Raw genomic sequence first — 16,125 nt, forward strand, 5'->3', positions numbered from 1 at the left:
GCGGGGCGACGGGTAGGTGACGAGGGAGACCGGGGCCGCTGAGCGGGCCGCCGCGCGCGGCCTGCTCGGCAGGCTCAACGCGACGCGGCCGCTTGCCCCCGAGTGGGAGGCGGCGTCCCACGGCGTGCCCCGGCACGCGTTCCTGCCGGACACGGTCTGGCTCGGGGACGAGCTGACGCCGTGCGACCGGGCGCGGGAGCCGGAGGCGTGGCTGCGGGCGGCCTACGCGGACGCGCCGGTGGTCACGCAGGTCAACGACGGCGAGGAGCCGGGGCCGGACGGCGAGCGGTGGCCCTCGTCCTCCGCGTCCGAGCCCGGCGTCGTCTTCCGCATGCTCGACATGCTGGAGCTGTCGGGTGGCGAGCGGGTGGTGGAGGTCGGCACCGGGACGGGCTGGAACGCGGGGCTGCTGGCGCACCGGCTGGGCTCGGCGCTGGTCACGTCGGTGGAGGTGGACGCGGGGCTGGCGGTGCGAGCGCGGGCCAACCTGGCGTCCGTCGGGGTGGAGCCGCGGATTGTCGCCGGGGACGGCGCCGCCGCTGTCGTGGCGGACGGCGTGGACCGGCTGGTGGCCACGTGTGCGGTGCGGCGGGTGCCGGGGCGCTGGGTGGCGAGCGTGGCGCCGGGCGGGGTTGTTCTGGTGCCCTGGGAGTCGCCGTGGCTGTGCTTCGGGCTGCTGCGGCTCACCGTGCGGCGGGACGGTTCGGCCGACGGCCGCTTCCACCCGCACGCGGCGTTCATGCTGATGCGCGGCCAGCGGACGGACCTGCGGATCTTCCGGGACGTCGTCCGCGACGCGCACGTCCCCGAGGAGTCCACGACCGCCCTGTCGCCCTGGGACGTGGCCGGGGAGGACTGGGCGGCGCGGTTCGCCGTCGGGCTCCAGCTTCCGGACGTGTGGTGCGCGTGGCACCTCGGCCCGGACGTGGCCGGGGTGCGCTCCCGCCTGTGGGTCGCGACGACGGACGCCGCGTCCTGGGCCGCGATCGACGACGTCGGCGCGGAGGACGGCGCGTTCACCGTCTGGGAGCACGGCCCGCGACGTCTGTGGCGGGAGGTGGAGGCCGCGTTCGGCTGGTGGACGGACGTGGGCGGGCCCGGGCCCGGCGACTTCGGCATGACGGTGACCACCGACGGCCGGCACACCGCCTGGCTGCGCCGCCCCGGCCGGCCCGTTCCCCGCCACGCGTGACGGGCGACCGGGGCGGGCCGTTGACCGGTGTGGGGCGATCCGGTGACGGAAGGAGCGGCGTGGTGGACGAGGAGCCGTTGAAGGACTGGGCGGAACGCAGGGACCGGCGCATCGGCCGCCTGCGCGCCGTGCACGCCGTCACCGGAGAGGGCCCTCGCGGGACACACGTGGACCCGGAGGCGCCGCGCGTCATCGAGCGGTGGAACGGCTACGCGTGGGAGCCGCACCTGTTCGCGGCGAGCCTGGCCGAGGCGAAGGCCGTCCTGTATCCGCAGCCGGAGGAGCCGCCCTCCGGGCAGCCGGGGCCGGAGTCGGGGCCGCTGCGGCCGGGGCGCGGGAGGCACCGGAAGCCCCGGGCCGGGGAGACGGACGGGTGATGAGCGGCGGAGGGCGTCAGTAGGTCTTGATCGTCTTCATGGGCAGGTGGGACTCGAGGCGGAGGACGGCGGGGAGGCCGCTCAGCTTGCCGGTGAGGAAGGCCTCGTAGGCGGCGTGGTCGGCGACGGTGACGCGGATGAAGTAGTCCGGGCGGCCGTACATGCGGCGGAACTCGATGACCTCCTCGTACGCGGCGACCGTCTCCTCGAACTCCTCGACCGTCTTGCGGTCGTTGGCGTAGATCTCGACGTCGATGAGGACCTCGAGCCCGCGCCCCATGGCGGCGGGGTCGATGACGGCGCGGTAGCCGGTGATCACGCCGCTCTCCTCCAGGCGCTTGACGCGGCGCAGACAGGGCGGGGGCGTCAGACCGACGCGCTTGGCCAGCTCGACGTTGGTCAGACGGCCGTCCTGGCGGAGCTGGAAGATAATTTCTCGATCAATGGCATCGATGCTGATTTCATTGCTCACAGGCGCATCCTACGAGCATTTTCGGTAACCACATAAGGCGCGATTCCTTCTAACGTGTCGGCATGGGAGTAAGCACTGCTGTTGTCGATCCGCAGGCCGGGCTCAGCCCCGCGCCGCCCGAGTCCCGGGGACGGTCGGAGGCACGGGGCGCGTTCGAGGAGTCCGCCGCCGTCGGCCTCGGGTTCATCCCGCTCGGGCTGGCTTTCGGGGCGCTCGTGACGCAGTCCGGGCTCGACTGGTGGTGGGCCGGCCTGTCGGCCGCGCTGATCTACGGAGGCTCGTTCGAGTTCCTGCTCATCGGCCTGGTCGGTGCCGCCGCGCCGCTGGCGACGGTCGCCGTCACCGCGTTCCTGGTGAACGTCCGGCACGTCTTCTACGCGCTCTCGTTCCCGCTGCACCGGGTGCGCGGCCGCCTGGGCAAGGCGTACAGCACGTTCGCGCTCACCGACGAGGCGTACGCGCTCACCGGCACGGCGGGCGCCCGGGCGTGGACGGGGAAGCGGGTGCTGTGCGTGCAGGTGTTCCTTCACCTGTACTGGGTCGGGGGCGCCACGGCGGGCGCGCTGCTCGGGGCGCTCATCCCGGACGGCGTCGTCGGGCTGGAGTTCGCGCTGACGGCGCTGTTCACCGTGCTGGCCCTGGACGCCCTGCGCGAGCGGCGCCACGATCTGCCGACGCCGCTGCTCGCGCTCTTCAGCGCGCTGCTCGCGTGGCTCGTCGCGCCGGACCAACTGCTGCTCGTGGCCTTCGGGTTGTTCACCGGTGGGCTGCTGGTCCGACGGGGCGCGACGCGCCGGGAGGAGGTCGGCCGTGCCTGACACGGGCTACGCCGTCGCGGCGGTGCTCGTCGCCGCCGCCGTCACCTGGGCGCTGCGGGCCCTGCCGTTCGCGGCCCTCGCCCCGCTGCGGGCGAGCGGCACCGTGCGGTACCTCAGCACCCGGATGCCCGCCGGCGTCATGGTGATCCTCGTCGTCTACTGCCTGCACGACGTCGAGGTGACCCAGGCCCGCGCCCTCGCACCACTGGTGGCGCTGGCCGCGACGGTCGCGCTGCACGTGCGGTGGCGCAACGCCATGCTGAGCATCCTGGGCGGCACGGTCGTCCACGTCGCCCTGGCCAGCACGCTGTTCGGCGCCTGAGCTCCGTTGCCGGTCAGGGGTTGTGGAGCTGCCGGGGCGTGATCACGCCGAGCCGGTGGAGGCGTCCGTCCAGACCGGTCCCGACCCCATCGGCTTCACTCACCGGCGAGGCCGGACTGCGGCAACGCTCCCCGTAAAGCGGTACTCCGCGACGTCGTCGAGCCCTGTGCCGGAGACTCCGTGTCCGATGAGGGTCAGAGGGGGTTGAGGCGGGCCTTGAGGAGACAGAACTCGTTGCCCTCGGGGTCGGTCAGGACGTGCCACTGCTCCTCCCCCGTCTGGCCGATGTCGGCCGGGCGCGCACCGAGCTTCAGCAGGCGCTCGAGCTCGGCGTCCTGATCGCGGTCGGTGGCGTTGACGTCGATGTGCAGCCGGGACTTCCCGGGCTCCGGCTCCTCCCTGCGGCTGAGGATGATCGTCGGCTGCGGCCCGCCGAAGCCCTCACGCGGCCCGATCTCCAACGTCCCGTCGTCCTCGCGGTCGAGCACGACGAAGTCCAGGACCTCGCACCAGAACCGCGCCAGCACCTCGGGCTCGCGGCAACCGAGTACGAGCTCACTGATGCGACACGCCATGAACGAAACCCACTTCCAGTCCGGGAAACCGCCGGGCAGGCCACGCGCGAACGCCACGGGCCCCCGACCAGGGAGAACGACCGGGCGAGCGTACCGGACGAGAGCGGCACGGTCGACGTGATTCTCCGGGCCCGCCGCGCCCCCTGTCGGAGCGGCCGGGCGGCCGGCGATGACGTTGACCGGGCGGAAGGAGAACTGACTCCGCGACACGCCCCGGCGGAGGTACGGCCGAACTCGCCGTGGACCCGCCCACATCAGCGCCCGAATCGCCCAGATCGCTAACATGGGGCACATGGCAGACAACCCGCCGGAAGAGCCCCGACTCCTGTCAGGCGGTAACCCGCAGATCCCGAAGGGCGACGGGGACGAGCCCGTGCAGAGCTATATCGAGGCGATGCCGGGCTGGAAGCGCGGGGTCGGCCGCCGTCTGGACGAGCTCATCGTGCGCACCGTTCCGGACGTGCGCAAGGCGGTCCGATGGAACTCGCCGTTCTACGGCATCGACGGCAACGGATGGTTCCTCAGCTACCACTGCTTCACCCGCTATGTGAAGGTCACCTGGCTCAACGGCTCGTCGCTGGAGCCGCTGCCCGCGGGCAAATCCAAGCATGAGCACGTGCGTTACCTGGATATCCACGAGGACAGCGAGGTGGACGAGGACCTCCTGGCGAGCTGGATCCGCCAGGCCGCCGACCTGCCCGGCGACGATCTCTTCTGAGGCGGCCGACTCACCCGCGTTCGCCGCGAAACCGTCCGTACGGGGCCTCGCGGCCGAGGCGGACCTCCGGGTAGGCCCCTCGGGCCGGCCGACGGCGTGGAGCTCCGGCGGCCGCGCACGGCCCGGCGATCAAAAGCGCTGGTGCGGCCGCTTCCCGGGCCGGTACGGTCCCGCCATGGCACCATCAGCCGACACCGGCTCACCCTCCGTCCCCGTCACCGCGGACGACGTCGATCTCGCCGTGCGTCTGGCCGTGGCCGTGCTCGGCGAGGCGCCCCGAACCGCCTGGGACGCCAAAGCCGGTCCGCTGGAGTGGGACTGCTGGGAGACCATCGAGCACCTCAGCGACGACCTCTTCGCCTACGCCGTCCAACTCGGCCCCAGGACACCGCCGCTGGACGGCGAGGTGCCCATCGTGTGGGAGAGCCGGCGGCCCGGCGGCCCGGAGACGACGATCCGCGTCGACCGGACGGCGGGGCCCGCGGGCCTGTTGCAGGCGTTGGAGGCGAGCGGCGCGCTGCTGGTCGCCATGGTGCGCACCGCGCCGCCGCGCACCCGGGCGTACCACGTCTTCGGGGTGTCCGACCCCGAGGGCTTCGCCGCCATGGGCGTCGTGGAGACCCTGGTCCACACGCACGACCTGGCGCAGGGGCTCGGGTTGCCCTGGAGCCCACCGGCCGAGCTGTGCGCCCGTGTGCTCACCCGCCTGTTTCCCCAGGCGCCGGAGGGCACGGAACCCTGGCCCACCCTGCTGTGGGCCACCGGACGGGCCGAGCTGCCCGGACACCCCCGGCTGACCACCTGGCGCTGGGACGGGACGCCCCGGCACCCAGCCGTGGCCTGACACAGGGTGAGCGACGCGCGGCACGGGCAGGAAGGCACACATGACCGCATACACCCTGCGTCCGATCGGACATGTCGAGTCGACGCTCACAGACCGGGCGTCGGCGCCGCGTCAGCCCGATGAGGGCGCCCCCGACGCCTGGCTGGTCTTCGACGACCCCTACCTCCCCGCGCTGGACGGCCTCGTCCCCGGAACGGACGTCCTGTTGCTCACGTGGCTGCACGGCGCCGACCGCCGCACGCTCACGGTCCGGCCCCGTGGCGACGCCACCCGCCCGCTCACCGGAGTCTTCGCCACCCGCTCCCCCGACCGCCCCAACCCGATCGGCCTGCACCGCGTCCACATCCTGTCCCTCGCGGGCCCACGCGTCCACGTCCGCAACCTCGAAGCGATCGACGCGACGCCGATCCTGGACGTCAAACCCCTGCTCACCCGAGACCGCTGAGTCGTGCCCCAGGGGCTCATGACGCCGAGGACGGACATACGGCGTACCGGCCGGTAGAAGGGCCAGACGGCTCCGGCGGCTCGGACTCCGGGCGCTCGTCCGGCTCTGGCGGGGGGGGCGGCGTGTATCACGAGAGCTACTCGGCCGCCCGAGCCGCGGGCGCGGCACCGGTGTACACGGGACAGCCCGGGTACGGCGTCACCTGGACCGGGACGGCGACGGCGTGGGCTGCGAGTAGCCGCCCGGGCCGCCACGTCGGCGCGGGACGGGAGCCGGGGCCCAGGGGCGCGGCTCCCGTCAGCGCGCGGCCGGTTCGGCGGCCAGGGCCTCGTCGAGGAGGGTGGCCCACTGGGCGACGACGCGGGCGCGGCGGGGGCTGTCGTCGGTCAGGAGGTTGGCGAGGCCGAGGCCGCGGGCCATGTCGAGGAACCCTTGGACGGTCTCGCGGACGCCGGGTACGGACTCGTCGGCGCCGAGGACGTGCAGGGCCATGCGGTGCGTCTCGCGGCCGATGCGGGCCTCCAGGTCGGTGACCCGGGGGCGGAGCTGGGGTTCGTTGGACGCGGCGACCCACAGATGGAGGGCGGCGCGGAAGAGGGGGCCGGTGTAGAGGCCGACGAGGGCGTCGACGGCGGCGTGGGTACCGCCGCGCTCGCCGCCCCGGCCGCCGCCCTCGCCCGTCAGGGCCCGCAGCTCGGCGGAGCGCTGTTCGGCGACGTACTCGACGGCGGCGGTGAAGAGGTCCTCGCGGGTGGGGAAGTGGTGCTGGGCGGCGCCCCGGGAGACGCCGGCGTGCTCGGCGACGACGGTGACCGTGCTGCCCGACCAGCCGTGCTCGGCCAGGCAGGTCACGGCCGACTCCAGCAGGCGCTGCCGGGTGGCCCGGCTGCGGTCCTGCTTGGGTGTCGTCACTGCGCCCATTCCGGGTCCCGTCGTTCGAGGAATGCCGTCATGCCCTCGCGGGCCTCGGCCGAGCCGAACAGCCGCGCGGACAGTGCTGTGAGGCTACCGGCATCCCGGTCGAAGGCACGCAGCACCTCGGCGGTGACCAGCTGCTTGGCGGCGGCGAGGCCCTGCGGGGAGCAGCGGCGCAGGGAGTCGAGGACGGGGGTGAGGGCGGCGTCGACGTCGTCGGCCGCCTGGGTGATCAGGCCCATCCGGGCGGCCTCGGCGGCGTCGAAGCGTTCCCCGGTGAGGTAGTAGCGGGTGGCGGCGCGGGGTTCGAGGCGGGGCAGGAGCGGGAGGGAGATGACGGCGGGGGCGACGCCGATACGCACCTCGCTGAAGGCGAAGGAGGACGACGGGGCCGCGGCGCAGGAGATGTCACAGGCGCCGAGGAGGCCGAGCCCGCCGCCGCGTACGTGTCCGGTGACGCGGCCGAGGACGGGCTTGGGCAGCTCGACCAGGGCGCGGAGCAGTGCGACGAGGTCCTCGGGGGTGCCGCCCCGGCCGCTGAGGTCGGCGCCGGAGCAGAAGGTGTTGCCGGTGTGGGTGAGGAGGACGGCGCGGACGGTGGCGTCGGCGGCGGCCCGCTCAAGGGCCTGGCGCAGCTCGGTCATCAGGGGGAGCGAGAGCGCGTTGCGGTTGTGGGGTGAGTCGAGGGTGAGGGTGCGGACCCCGCGCTCGTCGGTGCTGAGCACGAGGTCCTTCTCGTCGGCCCGGGCGTTCATGGAAAGGAGGCTCCTCAGTAGGACTTGGGCAGGCCGAGGGACTGGTGGGAGACGTAGTTGAGGATCATCTCCCGGCTGACGGGCGCGATGCGGGCGACGCGGGCGGCGTTGAGGAGCGCGGCGAGGCCGAACTCGGTGCTGAGCCCGTTGCCGCCGAGGGTGTGGACGGCCTGGTCGACGGCCTTGATGTTGGCCTCGGCGGCGGCGTACTTGGCCATGTTGGCGGCCTCGCCGGCCCCGACGTCGTCGCCCGCGTCGTAGAGGGCGGCGGCCTTGGTCGTCATGAGGCGGGCGAGTTCGAGCTCGATGTGGGCCTGGGCGAGGGGGTGGGCGATGGCCTGGTGGGCGCCGATGGGCTGCTTCCAGACGCTGCGGCTCCGGGCGTACTCGACGGCCTGGTCGAGGGCGAAGCGGCCCATGCCGAGGGCGAAGGCGGCGGTCATGATGCGCTCGGGGTTGAGCCCGGCGAAGAGCTGGAGGAGCCCGGCGTCCTCGTCGCCGACGAGCGCGTGGGCGGGCAGCCGGACGTCGTCGAGGACGAGTTCGAACTGTTCCTCAGGCGCCTGGAGGTCCATGGGGATGAGGTTGCGCTGGAAGCCGGGGGTGTCGCGGGGGACGACGAAGAGGCAGGGCTTGAGCTTGCCGGTGCGGGCGTCCTCGGTGCGGCCGACGATGAGGGTGGACTCGGCGATGTCCACACCGGAGACGAAGACCTTGCGGCCGGTGAGCAGCCAGTCGCCGGTGGCCTCGTCGCGGCGGGCGGTGGTGGTGATGCGGTGGCTGTTGGAGCCGGCGTCGGGCTCGGTGATGCCGAAGGCCATCTTGGCGCTGCCGTCGGCGAGTCCGGGCAGCCAGCGGCGTTTCTGCTCCTCGGTGCCGAAGCGGGCGATGACGGTGCCGCAGATGGCGGGCGAGACGACCATCATGAGCAGCGGGCAGCCCGCCGCCCCCAGTTCCTCCAGGACCGCCCACAGCTCGCGCATGCCGCGGCCCCCGCCGCCGTACTCCTCGGGGAGGTTGACACCGAGGAATCCCAGCTTGGCGGCCTCGGACCACAGTTCGTCGGTGTGCCTGCCCTCGCGCGTGACGGTCTCGAAGTACGTCCGGCCGTAGTTCCGTCCCAGGGCGGCTACGGCGGCTCGGAGATCGGCCAGCTCCTGCGACTCGACCAGTGCGGTGTCCATCAGGGCTTCTCCTCGGGCTCGTTGGGTGACGCGGGCTCCGGTGCGTGGCGCTGTTCCTGGGGGTCCTGTGCGACGACGGCGAGCAGCGCGCCGACGTCGACCTGGCGGCCGGGCTCGGCGTGCAGGGCGGTGAGCGTGCCGGGGGCGGGGGCGGTGACGAGGTGCTCCATCTTCATGGCCTCCAGCCACAACAGCGGCTGCCCCTCGGCGACGGCGTCCCCGACGGCCAGGCCCTCGGCGACACGGACGACGGTGCCGGGCATGGGGGCGAGGAGCGAGCCGGGCTCGGTGTGGGCCGCGGGCTCGGGGAAGCGGGGCAGGGCGGTGAAGGCATGGGCCCCGAGCGGGGAGTCGACGTGGACGGTGTCCCCGTCGGTGCCGGGGTAGACGGCGACGTCGAAGGGGCGCCGGACGCCGTCGACGTCGAGCACGACCCGCCCGGGTTCGGCGTGCAGCAGCCGGACGCCGGGGAAGCCCTCGGCGCGCGGCCCCTCCCGGGTGGGCAGGTAGGCGACCTCGTGCTCGGTGCCGTCCACCCGGGCGCGGTAGGTTTTGCGCTGCGGCTGCGAGGGGACGTTGCGCCAGCCGCCGATGCCGAAGCGGCCGCCGGTGCCGGACCGGCGCCCGGTGCTGTCGGCCAGGGCGGCGGCGAGCGCGGCGAGGGCCTGGTTGGTGCCCTCGTCCTCGGGGGCCGTGAGCTCGGCGAGGTTGCGCTCGTAGAAGCCGGTGTCGAGGTGCCCGGCGGTGAACTCGGGGTGGCGCAGGGAGCGGACGAGCAGCTCCCTGTTGGTGACCGGGCCGTGGACGCGGGCGCGGCCGAGGGCGTGCGCGAGGGCGCGGACGGCCTCGGCGCGGGTGGGCGCCCAGGCGATGACCTTGGCGAGCATGGGGTCGTAGTGCGGACTGACGGTGTCGCCGTCGCGCACCCCGGTGTCGAGGCGTACCCCCGCCTCGCGGGAGACGCCGACGGGGACGGCGAGGCGGTGCAGGGTGCCGGTCTGGGGCTGCCAGCCGCGGGCGGGGTCCTCGGCGTAGAGGCGGGCCTCGACGGCGTGGCCGCGCGGCGCCGGGGGCTCCGGCTCCAGCGCGTGCCCTTCGGCGACGCGGAGCTGGAGGGCGACGAGGTCGACGCCGTGGACGGCCTCGGTGACGGGGTGCTCGACCTGGAGGCGGGTGTTCATCTCCAGGAAGCAGGGCCGCCCGTCGGGCGAGAGCAGGAACTCGACGGTGCCCGCGCCCACGTAGGCGACGGCACGGGCGGCTTCGACGGCGGCGGTGTGGAGGACGTCGCGCAGCTCCTCGGTGAGGCCGGGTGCCGGGGCCTCCTCGATGACCTTCTGGTGGCGGCGCTGGAGCGAGCAGTCGCGGGTGCCCAGCGCCCAGACGGTGCCGTGGGTGTCGGCGAGGATCTGGACCTCCACGTGCCGGCCGCGTTCGACGTACGGCTCGACGAAGACCTCGCCGTCCCCGAAGGCGGCCGCGGCCTCGGCGCGGGCGGCGGCGATCTCGTCGGGCAGGGCGCCGAGTTCGCGGACGACGCGCATGCCGCGGCCGCCGCCGCCCGCCGCGGCCTTGACGAGGACGGGGAGGTCCGCGGCGGTGACGGCTTCCGGGTCGAGGGGCTCCAGCAGCGGCACTGCGGCGGCCCGCATCAACTCCTTGGCACGGGTCTTGGAGGCCATGGCCTCGACGGCCTCCGGTGGCGGCCCGACCCACACGAGCCCGGCGTCGGTGACGGCGCGGGCGAAGTCGGCGTTCTCGGAGAGGAATCCGTAGCCGGGGTGGACGGCGTCGGCCCCGGCGGCGAGGGCGGCCTTCACCACCAGGTCGCCCCGCAGATACGTCTCCGCCGGGGTGTTGCCGGGCAGCCGGACGGCGGCGTCGGCCTCGCTGACGTGCAGGGCCCCGGCGTCGGCGTCGGAGTGCACGGCGACGGTGGCGACGCCCAGCTCGCGGCAGGTGCGGAAGATCCGGCAGGCGATCTCGCCGCGGTTGGCGGCCAGCAGTGACGTGATGGTCATCGTCTTCTCCACAGCCCTCACACCCCTCACATCCGGAAGACGCCGAAGCCGCCGCGCGCGCCCTCGACGGGAGCGGTGTGGATGGCGGACAGGCACAGCCCGAGGACGGTGCGGGTGTCCCGGGGGTCGATGACGCCGTCGTCGTAGAGGCGTCCGGACAGGAACATCGGCAGCGACTCGGACTCGATCTGCTGCTCGACCATGGCGCGCAGGGCCGCGTCGCCCTCCTCGTCGTACGGCTTGCCCTTGGCCGCCGCCGACTCGCGCATGACGATCGACAGCACCCCGGCGAGCTGCTGTGGCCCCATGACGGCGGACTTGGCGCTGGGCCAGGCGAACAGGAACCGGGGATCGTAGGCGCGGCCGCACATGCCGTAGTGCCCGGCGCCGTAGCTCGCCCCGAGGAGCACGGAGAGGTGTGGGACCCGCGAGTTGGACACCGCGTTGATCATCATGGCGCCGTGCTTGATGATCCCGCCCTGTTCGTACGCACTGCCGACCATGTAGCCGGTGGTGTTGTGGAGGAACAGCAGCGGGACGTCGCGCTGGTTGGCCAGCTGGATGAACTGGGCGGCCTTCTGGGACTCCTCGCTGAACAGCACGCCGCGCGCGTTGGCGAGGATGCCGACGGGGTAGCCGTGCACCCGCGCCCAGCCGGTGACGAGGCTCGGCCCGTAGCGGGGCTTGAACGCGTCGAAGTCGGAGCCGTCGACGACGCGGGCGATGACCTCGTGCGGGTCGAACGGCGCCTTGAGGTCGGCCGGGACGAGGCCGAGCAGCTCCTCCTCGGCGTACTTCGGCGGCTCGGCGGGCGGTGGGTCGGCGTGTGCCTTGCGATGGTTGAGGCGGGCGACGACGCGCCGGGCCTGGCGCAGGGCGTCCGGCTCGTCCTCGGCGAAGTGGTCGGCGAGGCCGGAGACGCGGGCGTGCATGTCGGCGCCGCCCAGCTCCTCGTCGTCCGCGACCTCGCCGGTGGCCATCTTGACCAGCGGCGGCCCGCCGAGGAAGACCTTCGCCCTCTCCTTGACCATGATGACGTGGTCCGACATGCCGGGGATGTAGGCCCCGCCCGCCGTCGAGTTGCCGAACACGACGGCGACGGTGGGGATTCCGGCGGCGGACAGCCGGGTGAGGTCCCGGAACAGGGCGCCGCCGGGGATGAAGATCTCCTTCTGGCTGGGCAGGTCCGCGCCGCCGGACTCGACGAGGCTCACGCATGGCAGCCGGTTGGCGCGGGCGATCTCGTTGGCCCGCAGCGCCTTCTTCAGCGTCCACGGGTTACTGGCCCCGCCGCGTACCGTCGGGTCGTTGGCGGTGATCAGGCACTCGACGCCCTCGATGACGCCGATGCCGGTGACGAGGGAGGCGCCCACGGTGTGGTCGCTGCCCCAGGCGGCCAGCGGAGAGAGTTCGAGGAACGGGGTGTCGGGGTCGATGAGCAGCTCGATGCGCTCGCGGGCCGTCAGCTTGCCGCGCTCGCGGTGCCGGGCGACGTACTTCTCGCCACCGCCCGCGACGGCCTTCGCGTGTTCGGCGTCCAGCTCCGCCAGCTTCTCCAGCATCGCCGCGCGGCGGGCGGCGTACTCGGGCGCGGCGGTGTCGAGCGCGGTGGGCAGGACGGTCACAGCAGCACCTCGGGTATCTCCAGATGGCGGGCGCGCAGCCACTCCCCCACGGCCTTCGCCTGCGGGTCGAAGCGGGCCTGCGCGGCCACGCCCTCCCCCAGCAGACCGTCGACGACGAAGTTGAGCGCCCGGAGGTTGGGCAGGACATGCCGGGTGACGGGCAGGCCGGCCGTCTCGGGCAGCAGGGCCCGGAGGCGTTCGACGGTCAGGGTGTGGGCGAGCCAGCGCCAGGCGTCCTCGTCCCGGGCCCACACGCCGACGTTGGCGCTGCCGCCCTTGTCGCCGCTGCGGGCTCCGGCCACGTGCCCGAGCGGGGCCCGGCGGGTGGGAAGCCCGGGCGGCAGCGGCTCGGGGAGCGCGGGCTGCTCCGCGACGGCGGCCCGGTCCTCGCGCTCCGGTGGCGGGGGGATCGCGACGCGGGAGCCGTCCGGCAGGACGGCGGTGTGCGGCACCTCGGCGGCGGGCAGGAAAGCGGCCTCGAAGACTCCGTAGGGCGCGCCCCTGCCGGGTGGGGCCGTCAGATGGAACCCGGGGACGCTGGCGAGGGCCAGTTCCACGGCCGCCCCGCTCACGGCCCGCCCGACCGCCTCCGCGCCGCGGTCCCGGACCACCAGGCGCAGCAGCGCGCTCGCCTCCTCCTGGACGTCGGCGTCGGCACGGTCCGTGCGGGCCAGGGTCCAGCTCACGTGCTCGGGGCGGACCTTGGCACCGTCGGGCCCGGCCCGGTCGAGTGCGGCCTCCAACTGCTCGCGGACGGCGGCGGCCTTGGCCTCCACGTCGAGCCCGGTGAGCACGAAGACGACCTCGTTGCGGTGCCCACCCAACCGCGTCAGGCCCACCTTGACGGTGTCGGGCGGCGCCTCGCCCCGCACCCCGTCGATGCGTACCCGGTCGGGGCCCTCGGACGTGAGCCGTACCGTGTCGAGCCGCGCCGTGACGTCCGGGCCGAGGTAGCGCGGGCCCGCCGTCTCGTAGAGCAGCTGCGCGGTGACGGTGCCCACGGTGACGCCGCCCCCGGTGCCGGGGTGCTTGGTGATGACGCTGCTGCCGTCCGCCGCCACCTCGGCCAACGGGAAGCCGTAGGGCGGGCCGCCCGGCAACTCGCGCCAGAACGCGTAGTTGCCCCCGGTGGCCTGGGTGCCGCACTCCAGCACATGTCCGGCGACGACGGCTCCGGCCAGCGCGTCCAGCTCCTCCGGGCCCCAGCCGTGGTACCAGGCCGCCGACCCGCTGACCAGGGCCGCGTCCGTCACCCTCCCGGTGACGACGACGTCCGCCCCGCCGTTCAGGCACGCGGTGATCCCGGAGCCGCCCAGGTAGGCGTTGGCGGTGAGCACGCCCTCGCCCCACCCCCGGCCCAGGACGTCGTCCCCCTCGACGTGGGCGACCCGCGCGGGCACCCCGACCCGTTCCGCCAACTCCCGGACGGCACCGGCCAGTCCGGCCGGGTTGAGGCCGCCCGCGTTGACCACCAGCCTGACCCCGCGCTCCCGGGCGAGCCCGAGCCCGTTCTCCAACTGCCGCAGGAACGTCCGGGCGTAGCCCCGCTCCGGGTCCCCCAGCCGGTCCCGGCCGAGGATCAGCATCGTCAGCTCGGCCAGGTAGTCACCGGTGAGGACGTCGAGCGGGCCCCCGGTGAGCATCTCCTCGACCGCGTCGAACCGGTCCCCGTAGAAGCCCGAAGCATTGCCGATCCGCACCACGCGGCTCTCCCTCCCTGAAGGCATCGCCAGCGTGGCAGTCCGCAGAGAAACAAGCAAGCGTGCTTGCTGGATTTTTTGGCCGGGGACAAGGCCCGGTTGGACGTCCTGGCGCCACCCCGAGCCCCTCTCCAACTCGCCCCGCCGGATAATCCGGTTGCCACCCGGCCCGCCGACCGGATAGAACGTGCGTCCGGATCTCCGCCAGGCCAGCAGGGCCGCGGGACCACGACAGCGAGAGGAGGGGCGAACCGATGACCGTCATGACCATCGCGCCTGTCTCTTTCCGGGGCGTACGCCACAGCTGACACCCCGAGCGGACGGGCGCCTCCTCACCGGAGCATGCCTCACCGTGGAACAGAACGAACCGATCCTGCGCCCGATCACCGGGCGCGAAGAGCTCGACGTCTTCAACCGGCTGCCCTACGCCCTCAACGGCGAACTGGCGGACGACCTCACCCAGGGGCGCCGACGGCCGGAGTGGATGTGGGTCGCCCAGCGCGGCGGCCGACTGCTCGCCAGGCTCGCCTGGTGGAGCCGCCCCGGGGACGCCAAGCCGTTCCTGATGGACGTCCTCGACGTCGACGACACCCTGCCCGGCCCCGAACGCGTCGCCCTCGCCACGAGGTTGCTGCGCACCGCGATGGCCGCAACGCTTCCCGAAGGGGCCACACCGCCCCCGTACACGCGCTTCGTGCCGCCCGGTTGGCAGGACGAGGCCGACACCCGGCAGACCGTCCGGGACCGCATGGCGGCCGTGGAGGAGACGGGCGCCCGACTGTTCGTCGAGCGCATCCGCCTGGAGTGGCGCCCGGGCACCCCGCTCGGCGAACCGCGTGGACGCCTCACGTTCCGGCCGCCCCAGGACACCGAGGAGCTGCTGACGCTGATGACCTCGGCACTGGAGGGCACGCTGGACGCCCACAGCCTCGACGACCTGAGCCGGATGTCCCTCCGCGAGGCCGCCGTCAGCCACTACGAGGACGAGCTCGCGCGCTACAAGAGCCCGCGGGACTGGTGGCGCGTGGCCACCCTGCCCGACGGCACCCCCGTCGGCTTCGTCCTCCCGGCCCACAACGGCTACAACCCGATCATCGCCTACCTCGCCGTGCTGCCCGAGCACCGCGGCAACGGCTACATCGACGACGTCCTCGCCGAGGGCACCCGCGTCCTCGCCGGGCAGGACGTCCCCCGCGTCAGGGCGTCCACCGACCTGGGCAACGTACCCATGGCGCGGGCCTTCCAGCGCGCCGGGTACGTCAGCTTCGAGCACGAGATCAACATGACCTGGCGCTGACGCCCCGGGTGGGGGCGCCATCCCGGCGCCCCCACCCCGACGGAGTGAGGCCCTGGGCCGCCGACCGTCGACGCCCTGCCGCGCGACGTGCCCACGGTGCCGGCCGGAGCGCGGACGTGACGAGAGGCGGTCAGGGTTCGCCGCGCACGGAGCCGCCGGGCGACCCGCCGGGGTTCCGGCCTAGGGTGCGGACGCCGGGCCGGGCGTGGGGGGCTCATCACCGGGCGGGGCGGAGCGGTCGCCGAACTGCCGGGCGGAAGCGTCCACCTGCGCGATGCGGCGCAGCGCGGTGAGCACCGCGTCGCCCAGGAGCGTACCGATGACGGCACGCTCGACGAGGTCGTCGCGCCGCGCCTGGCCCGCCACGAAGGCCAGGTCCACCTCGGCGACGCGTTCCGCGGCGTCGGCGTAGGGCTCCAGCGCGTGTCCGACGAAGTCGCCGTGGCCGACGCGGGCCAGCGCCGCGGCGGCGGCGACCAGGGACTCCACATGGCGGCTGCGGGGTGAGACCTGCCAGCCGCGCCGGGCGATGAGGGCCTCCACGGCGGCCCGCGCCCACGCCGTCTCGTCGTCGTCCTCGGCCGCCGGGCCCTCCGGCCTCTCCGTGGCAGGTGCCGCGATGCTGTCGGACGCGGAGCCGAGCGCCTTGTGGAGGGGGAGGGAGGGGTCGTCGATGGCCGCGATCACGTCGGCGGCGGCGGCGACGGAGAGCCTGCCGACGCCGATCAGCGCGCGGATCAGCCGCAGCCGCCGCTCGTGCTCCTCTCCGTAGTGCGCCTGGTTGGGGCTGGACAGCCTGCCCGGCGGCAGCAGCCCTTCGCGTACGTAGAACTTGACGGTCGGCACCGGAACCCCGGTCCTGCGG

At 73.9% G+C, this 16,125-nt stretch carries 17 protein-coding genes and 1 pseudogene; 9 read left to right on the forward strand and 9 right to left on the reverse strand.

Going from position 1 to position 16,125, the window contains the following annotated elements; genetic code table 11:
* Positions 1–16 precede the first annotated feature (16 nt).
* Positions 17–1,192: a methyltransferase gene (locus HPT28_RS08175; protein ID WP_219090289.1), complete on the forward strand. Its 1,176-nt coding sequence runs from the start codon at positions 17–19 to the stop codon at positions 1,190–1,192.
* Between the two features lie 62 nt (positions 1,193–1,254).
* Positions 1,255–1,569: a DUF6087 family protein gene (locus HPT28_RS08180; protein ID WP_219090290.1), complete on the forward strand. Its 315-nt coding sequence runs from the start codon at positions 1,255–1,257 to the stop codon at positions 1,567–1,569.
* A gap of 16 nt (positions 1,570–1,585) precedes the next feature.
* Here the strand turns inward: HPT28_RS08180 and HPT28_RS08185 are convergent, their stop codons facing one another.
* Positions 1,586–2,041, reverse strand: coding sequence for an Lrp/AsnC family transcriptional regulator (locus HPT28_RS08185; protein WP_308119130.1), 456 nt, complete (start codon positions 2,039–2,041; stop codon positions 1,586–1,588).
* A gap of 62 nt (positions 2,042–2,103) precedes the next feature.
* Between HPT28_RS08185 and HPT28_RS08190 the strand changes: the two genes are divergently transcribed.
* Positions 2,104–2,859 carry an AzlC family ABC transporter permease gene (locus HPT28_RS08190; protein ID WP_219090291.1) on the forward strand — a complete coding sequence of 252 codons (756 nt, stop codon included), beginning with the start codon at positions 2,104–2,106 and terminating at the stop codon, positions 2,857–2,859.
* Positions 2,852–3,181 carry a branched-chain amino acid transporter permease gene (locus tag HPT28_RS08195; RefSeq protein WP_219090292.1) on the forward strand — a complete coding sequence of 110 codons (330 nt, stop codon included), beginning with the start codon at positions 2,852–2,854 and terminating at the stop codon, positions 3,179–3,181. The genes HPT28_RS08190 and HPT28_RS08195 overlap by 8 nt, the downstream gene beginning before the upstream one ends.
* A 194-nt stretch (positions 3,182–3,375) precedes the next feature.
* On the opposite strand, the gene HPT28_RS08200 is transcribed toward HPT28_RS08195, so the two are convergent.
* A complete protein-coding gene (locus HPT28_RS08200; RefSeq protein WP_219090293.1) occupies positions 3,376–3,756 on the reverse strand; it encodes a VOC family protein in 381 nt (126 codons plus the stop codon).
* Positions 3,757–4,048: 292 nt separating this feature from the next.
* On the opposite strand from HPT28_RS08200, the gene HPT28_RS08205 reads away from it, so the two are divergent.
* From HPT28_RS08205 to HPT28_RS27715, 4 genes and pseudogenes are all read left to right on the forward strand, one after another.
* Entirely contained in the window at positions 4,049–4,474 is a 426-nt protein-coding gene (locus tag HPT28_RS08205; RefSeq protein WP_257578245.1) for a DUF1801 domain-containing protein, read from the forward strand.
* 175 nt (positions 4,475–4,649) lie between these two features.
* Positions 4,650–5,318 carry a maleylpyruvate isomerase N-terminal domain-containing protein gene (locus tag HPT28_RS08210; RefSeq protein ID WP_219090295.1) on the forward strand — a complete coding sequence of 223 codons (669 nt, stop codon included), beginning with the start codon at positions 4,650–4,652 and terminating at the stop codon, positions 5,316–5,318.
* A gap of 40 nt (positions 5,319–5,358) precedes the next feature.
* Positions 5,359–5,763: a tRNA (N6-threonylcarbamoyladenosine(37)-N6)-methyltransferase TrmO gene (tsaA, locus tag HPT28_RS08215; protein ID WP_219090296.1), complete on the forward strand. Its 405-nt coding sequence runs from the start codon at positions 5,359–5,361 to the stop codon at positions 5,761–5,763.
* Positions 5,764–5,956: 193 nt separating this feature from the next.
* A pseudogene (locus tag HPT28_RS27715) lies at positions 5,957–6,001 on the forward strand (excalibur calcium-binding domain-containing protein); the annotation flags it as partial.
* Positions 6,002–6,060: 59 nt separating this feature from the next.
* Here the strand turns inward: HPT28_RS27715 and HPT28_RS08225 are convergent.
* Genes HPT28_RS08225 through HPT28_RS08250 form a run of 6 tightly spaced genes read right to left on the reverse strand, consistent with a single transcriptional unit; the run spans position 6,061 to position 13,990 of the window.
* Positions 6,061–6,684, reverse strand: a complete 624-nt coding sequence (locus tag HPT28_RS08225; protein WP_219090297.1) for a TetR/AcrR family transcriptional regulator — start codon at positions 6,682–6,684, stop codon at positions 6,061–6,063.
* The gene (locus HPT28_RS08230) at positions 6,672–7,433 is read right to left on the reverse strand and encodes an enoyl-CoA hydratase family protein (RefSeq protein WP_219090298.1); all 762 of its coding nucleotides are present in this window, start codon (positions 7,431–7,433) and stop codon (positions 6,672–6,674) included. The genes HPT28_RS08225 and HPT28_RS08230 overlap by 13 nt, the downstream gene beginning before the upstream one ends.
* 14 nt (positions 7,434–7,447) lie before the next feature.
* Complete coding sequence (locus HPT28_RS08235) at positions 7,448–8,617, reverse strand: acyl-CoA dehydrogenase family protein (RefSeq protein ID WP_219090299.1); 1,170 nt, start codon at positions 8,615–8,617, stop codon at positions 7,448–7,450.
* The gene (locus tag HPT28_RS08240) at positions 8,617–10,638 is read right to left on the reverse strand and encodes a biotin carboxylase N-terminal domain-containing protein (RefSeq protein WP_219090300.1); all 2,022 of its coding nucleotides are present in this window, start codon (positions 10,636–10,638) and stop codon (positions 8,617–8,619) included. The genes HPT28_RS08235 and HPT28_RS08240 overlap by 1 nt, the downstream gene beginning before the upstream one ends.
* A gap of 26 nt (positions 10,639–10,664) precedes the next feature.
* Entirely contained in the window at positions 10,665–12,263 is a 1,599-nt protein-coding gene (locus tag HPT28_RS08245) for an acyl-CoA carboxylase subunit beta (RefSeq protein WP_219090301.1), read from the reverse strand.
* Positions 12,260–13,990: an acyclic terpene utilization AtuA family protein gene (locus HPT28_RS08250; RefSeq protein WP_219090302.1), complete on the reverse strand. Its 1,731-nt coding sequence runs from the start codon at positions 13,988–13,990 to the stop codon at positions 12,260–12,262. Before HPT28_RS08250 ends, HPT28_RS08245 begins: the two co-directional genes overlap by 4 nt.
* A gap of 325 nt (positions 13,991–14,315) precedes the next feature.
* On the opposite strand from HPT28_RS08250, the gene HPT28_RS08255 reads away from it, so the two are divergent.
* Complete coding sequence (locus tag HPT28_RS08255; RefSeq protein WP_219090303.1) at positions 14,316–15,260, forward strand: GNAT family N-acetyltransferase; 945 nt, start codon at positions 14,316–14,318, stop codon at positions 15,258–15,260.
* A 180-nt stretch (positions 15,261–15,440) separates the two neighbouring features.
* On the opposite strand, the gene HPT28_RS08260 is transcribed toward HPT28_RS08255, so the two are convergent.
* A complete protein-coding gene (locus tag HPT28_RS08260; protein WP_374226935.1) occupies positions 15,441–16,106 on the reverse strand; it encodes a MerR family transcriptional regulator in 666 nt (221 codons plus the stop codon).
* Between the last annotated feature and the right edge of the window lie 19 nt (positions 16,107–16,125).

The organism is Streptomyces sp. JJ38 (genome assembly GCF_019303475.1).
GTDB lineage: Bacteria > Actinomycetota > Actinomycetes > Streptomycetales > Streptomycetaceae > Streptomyces.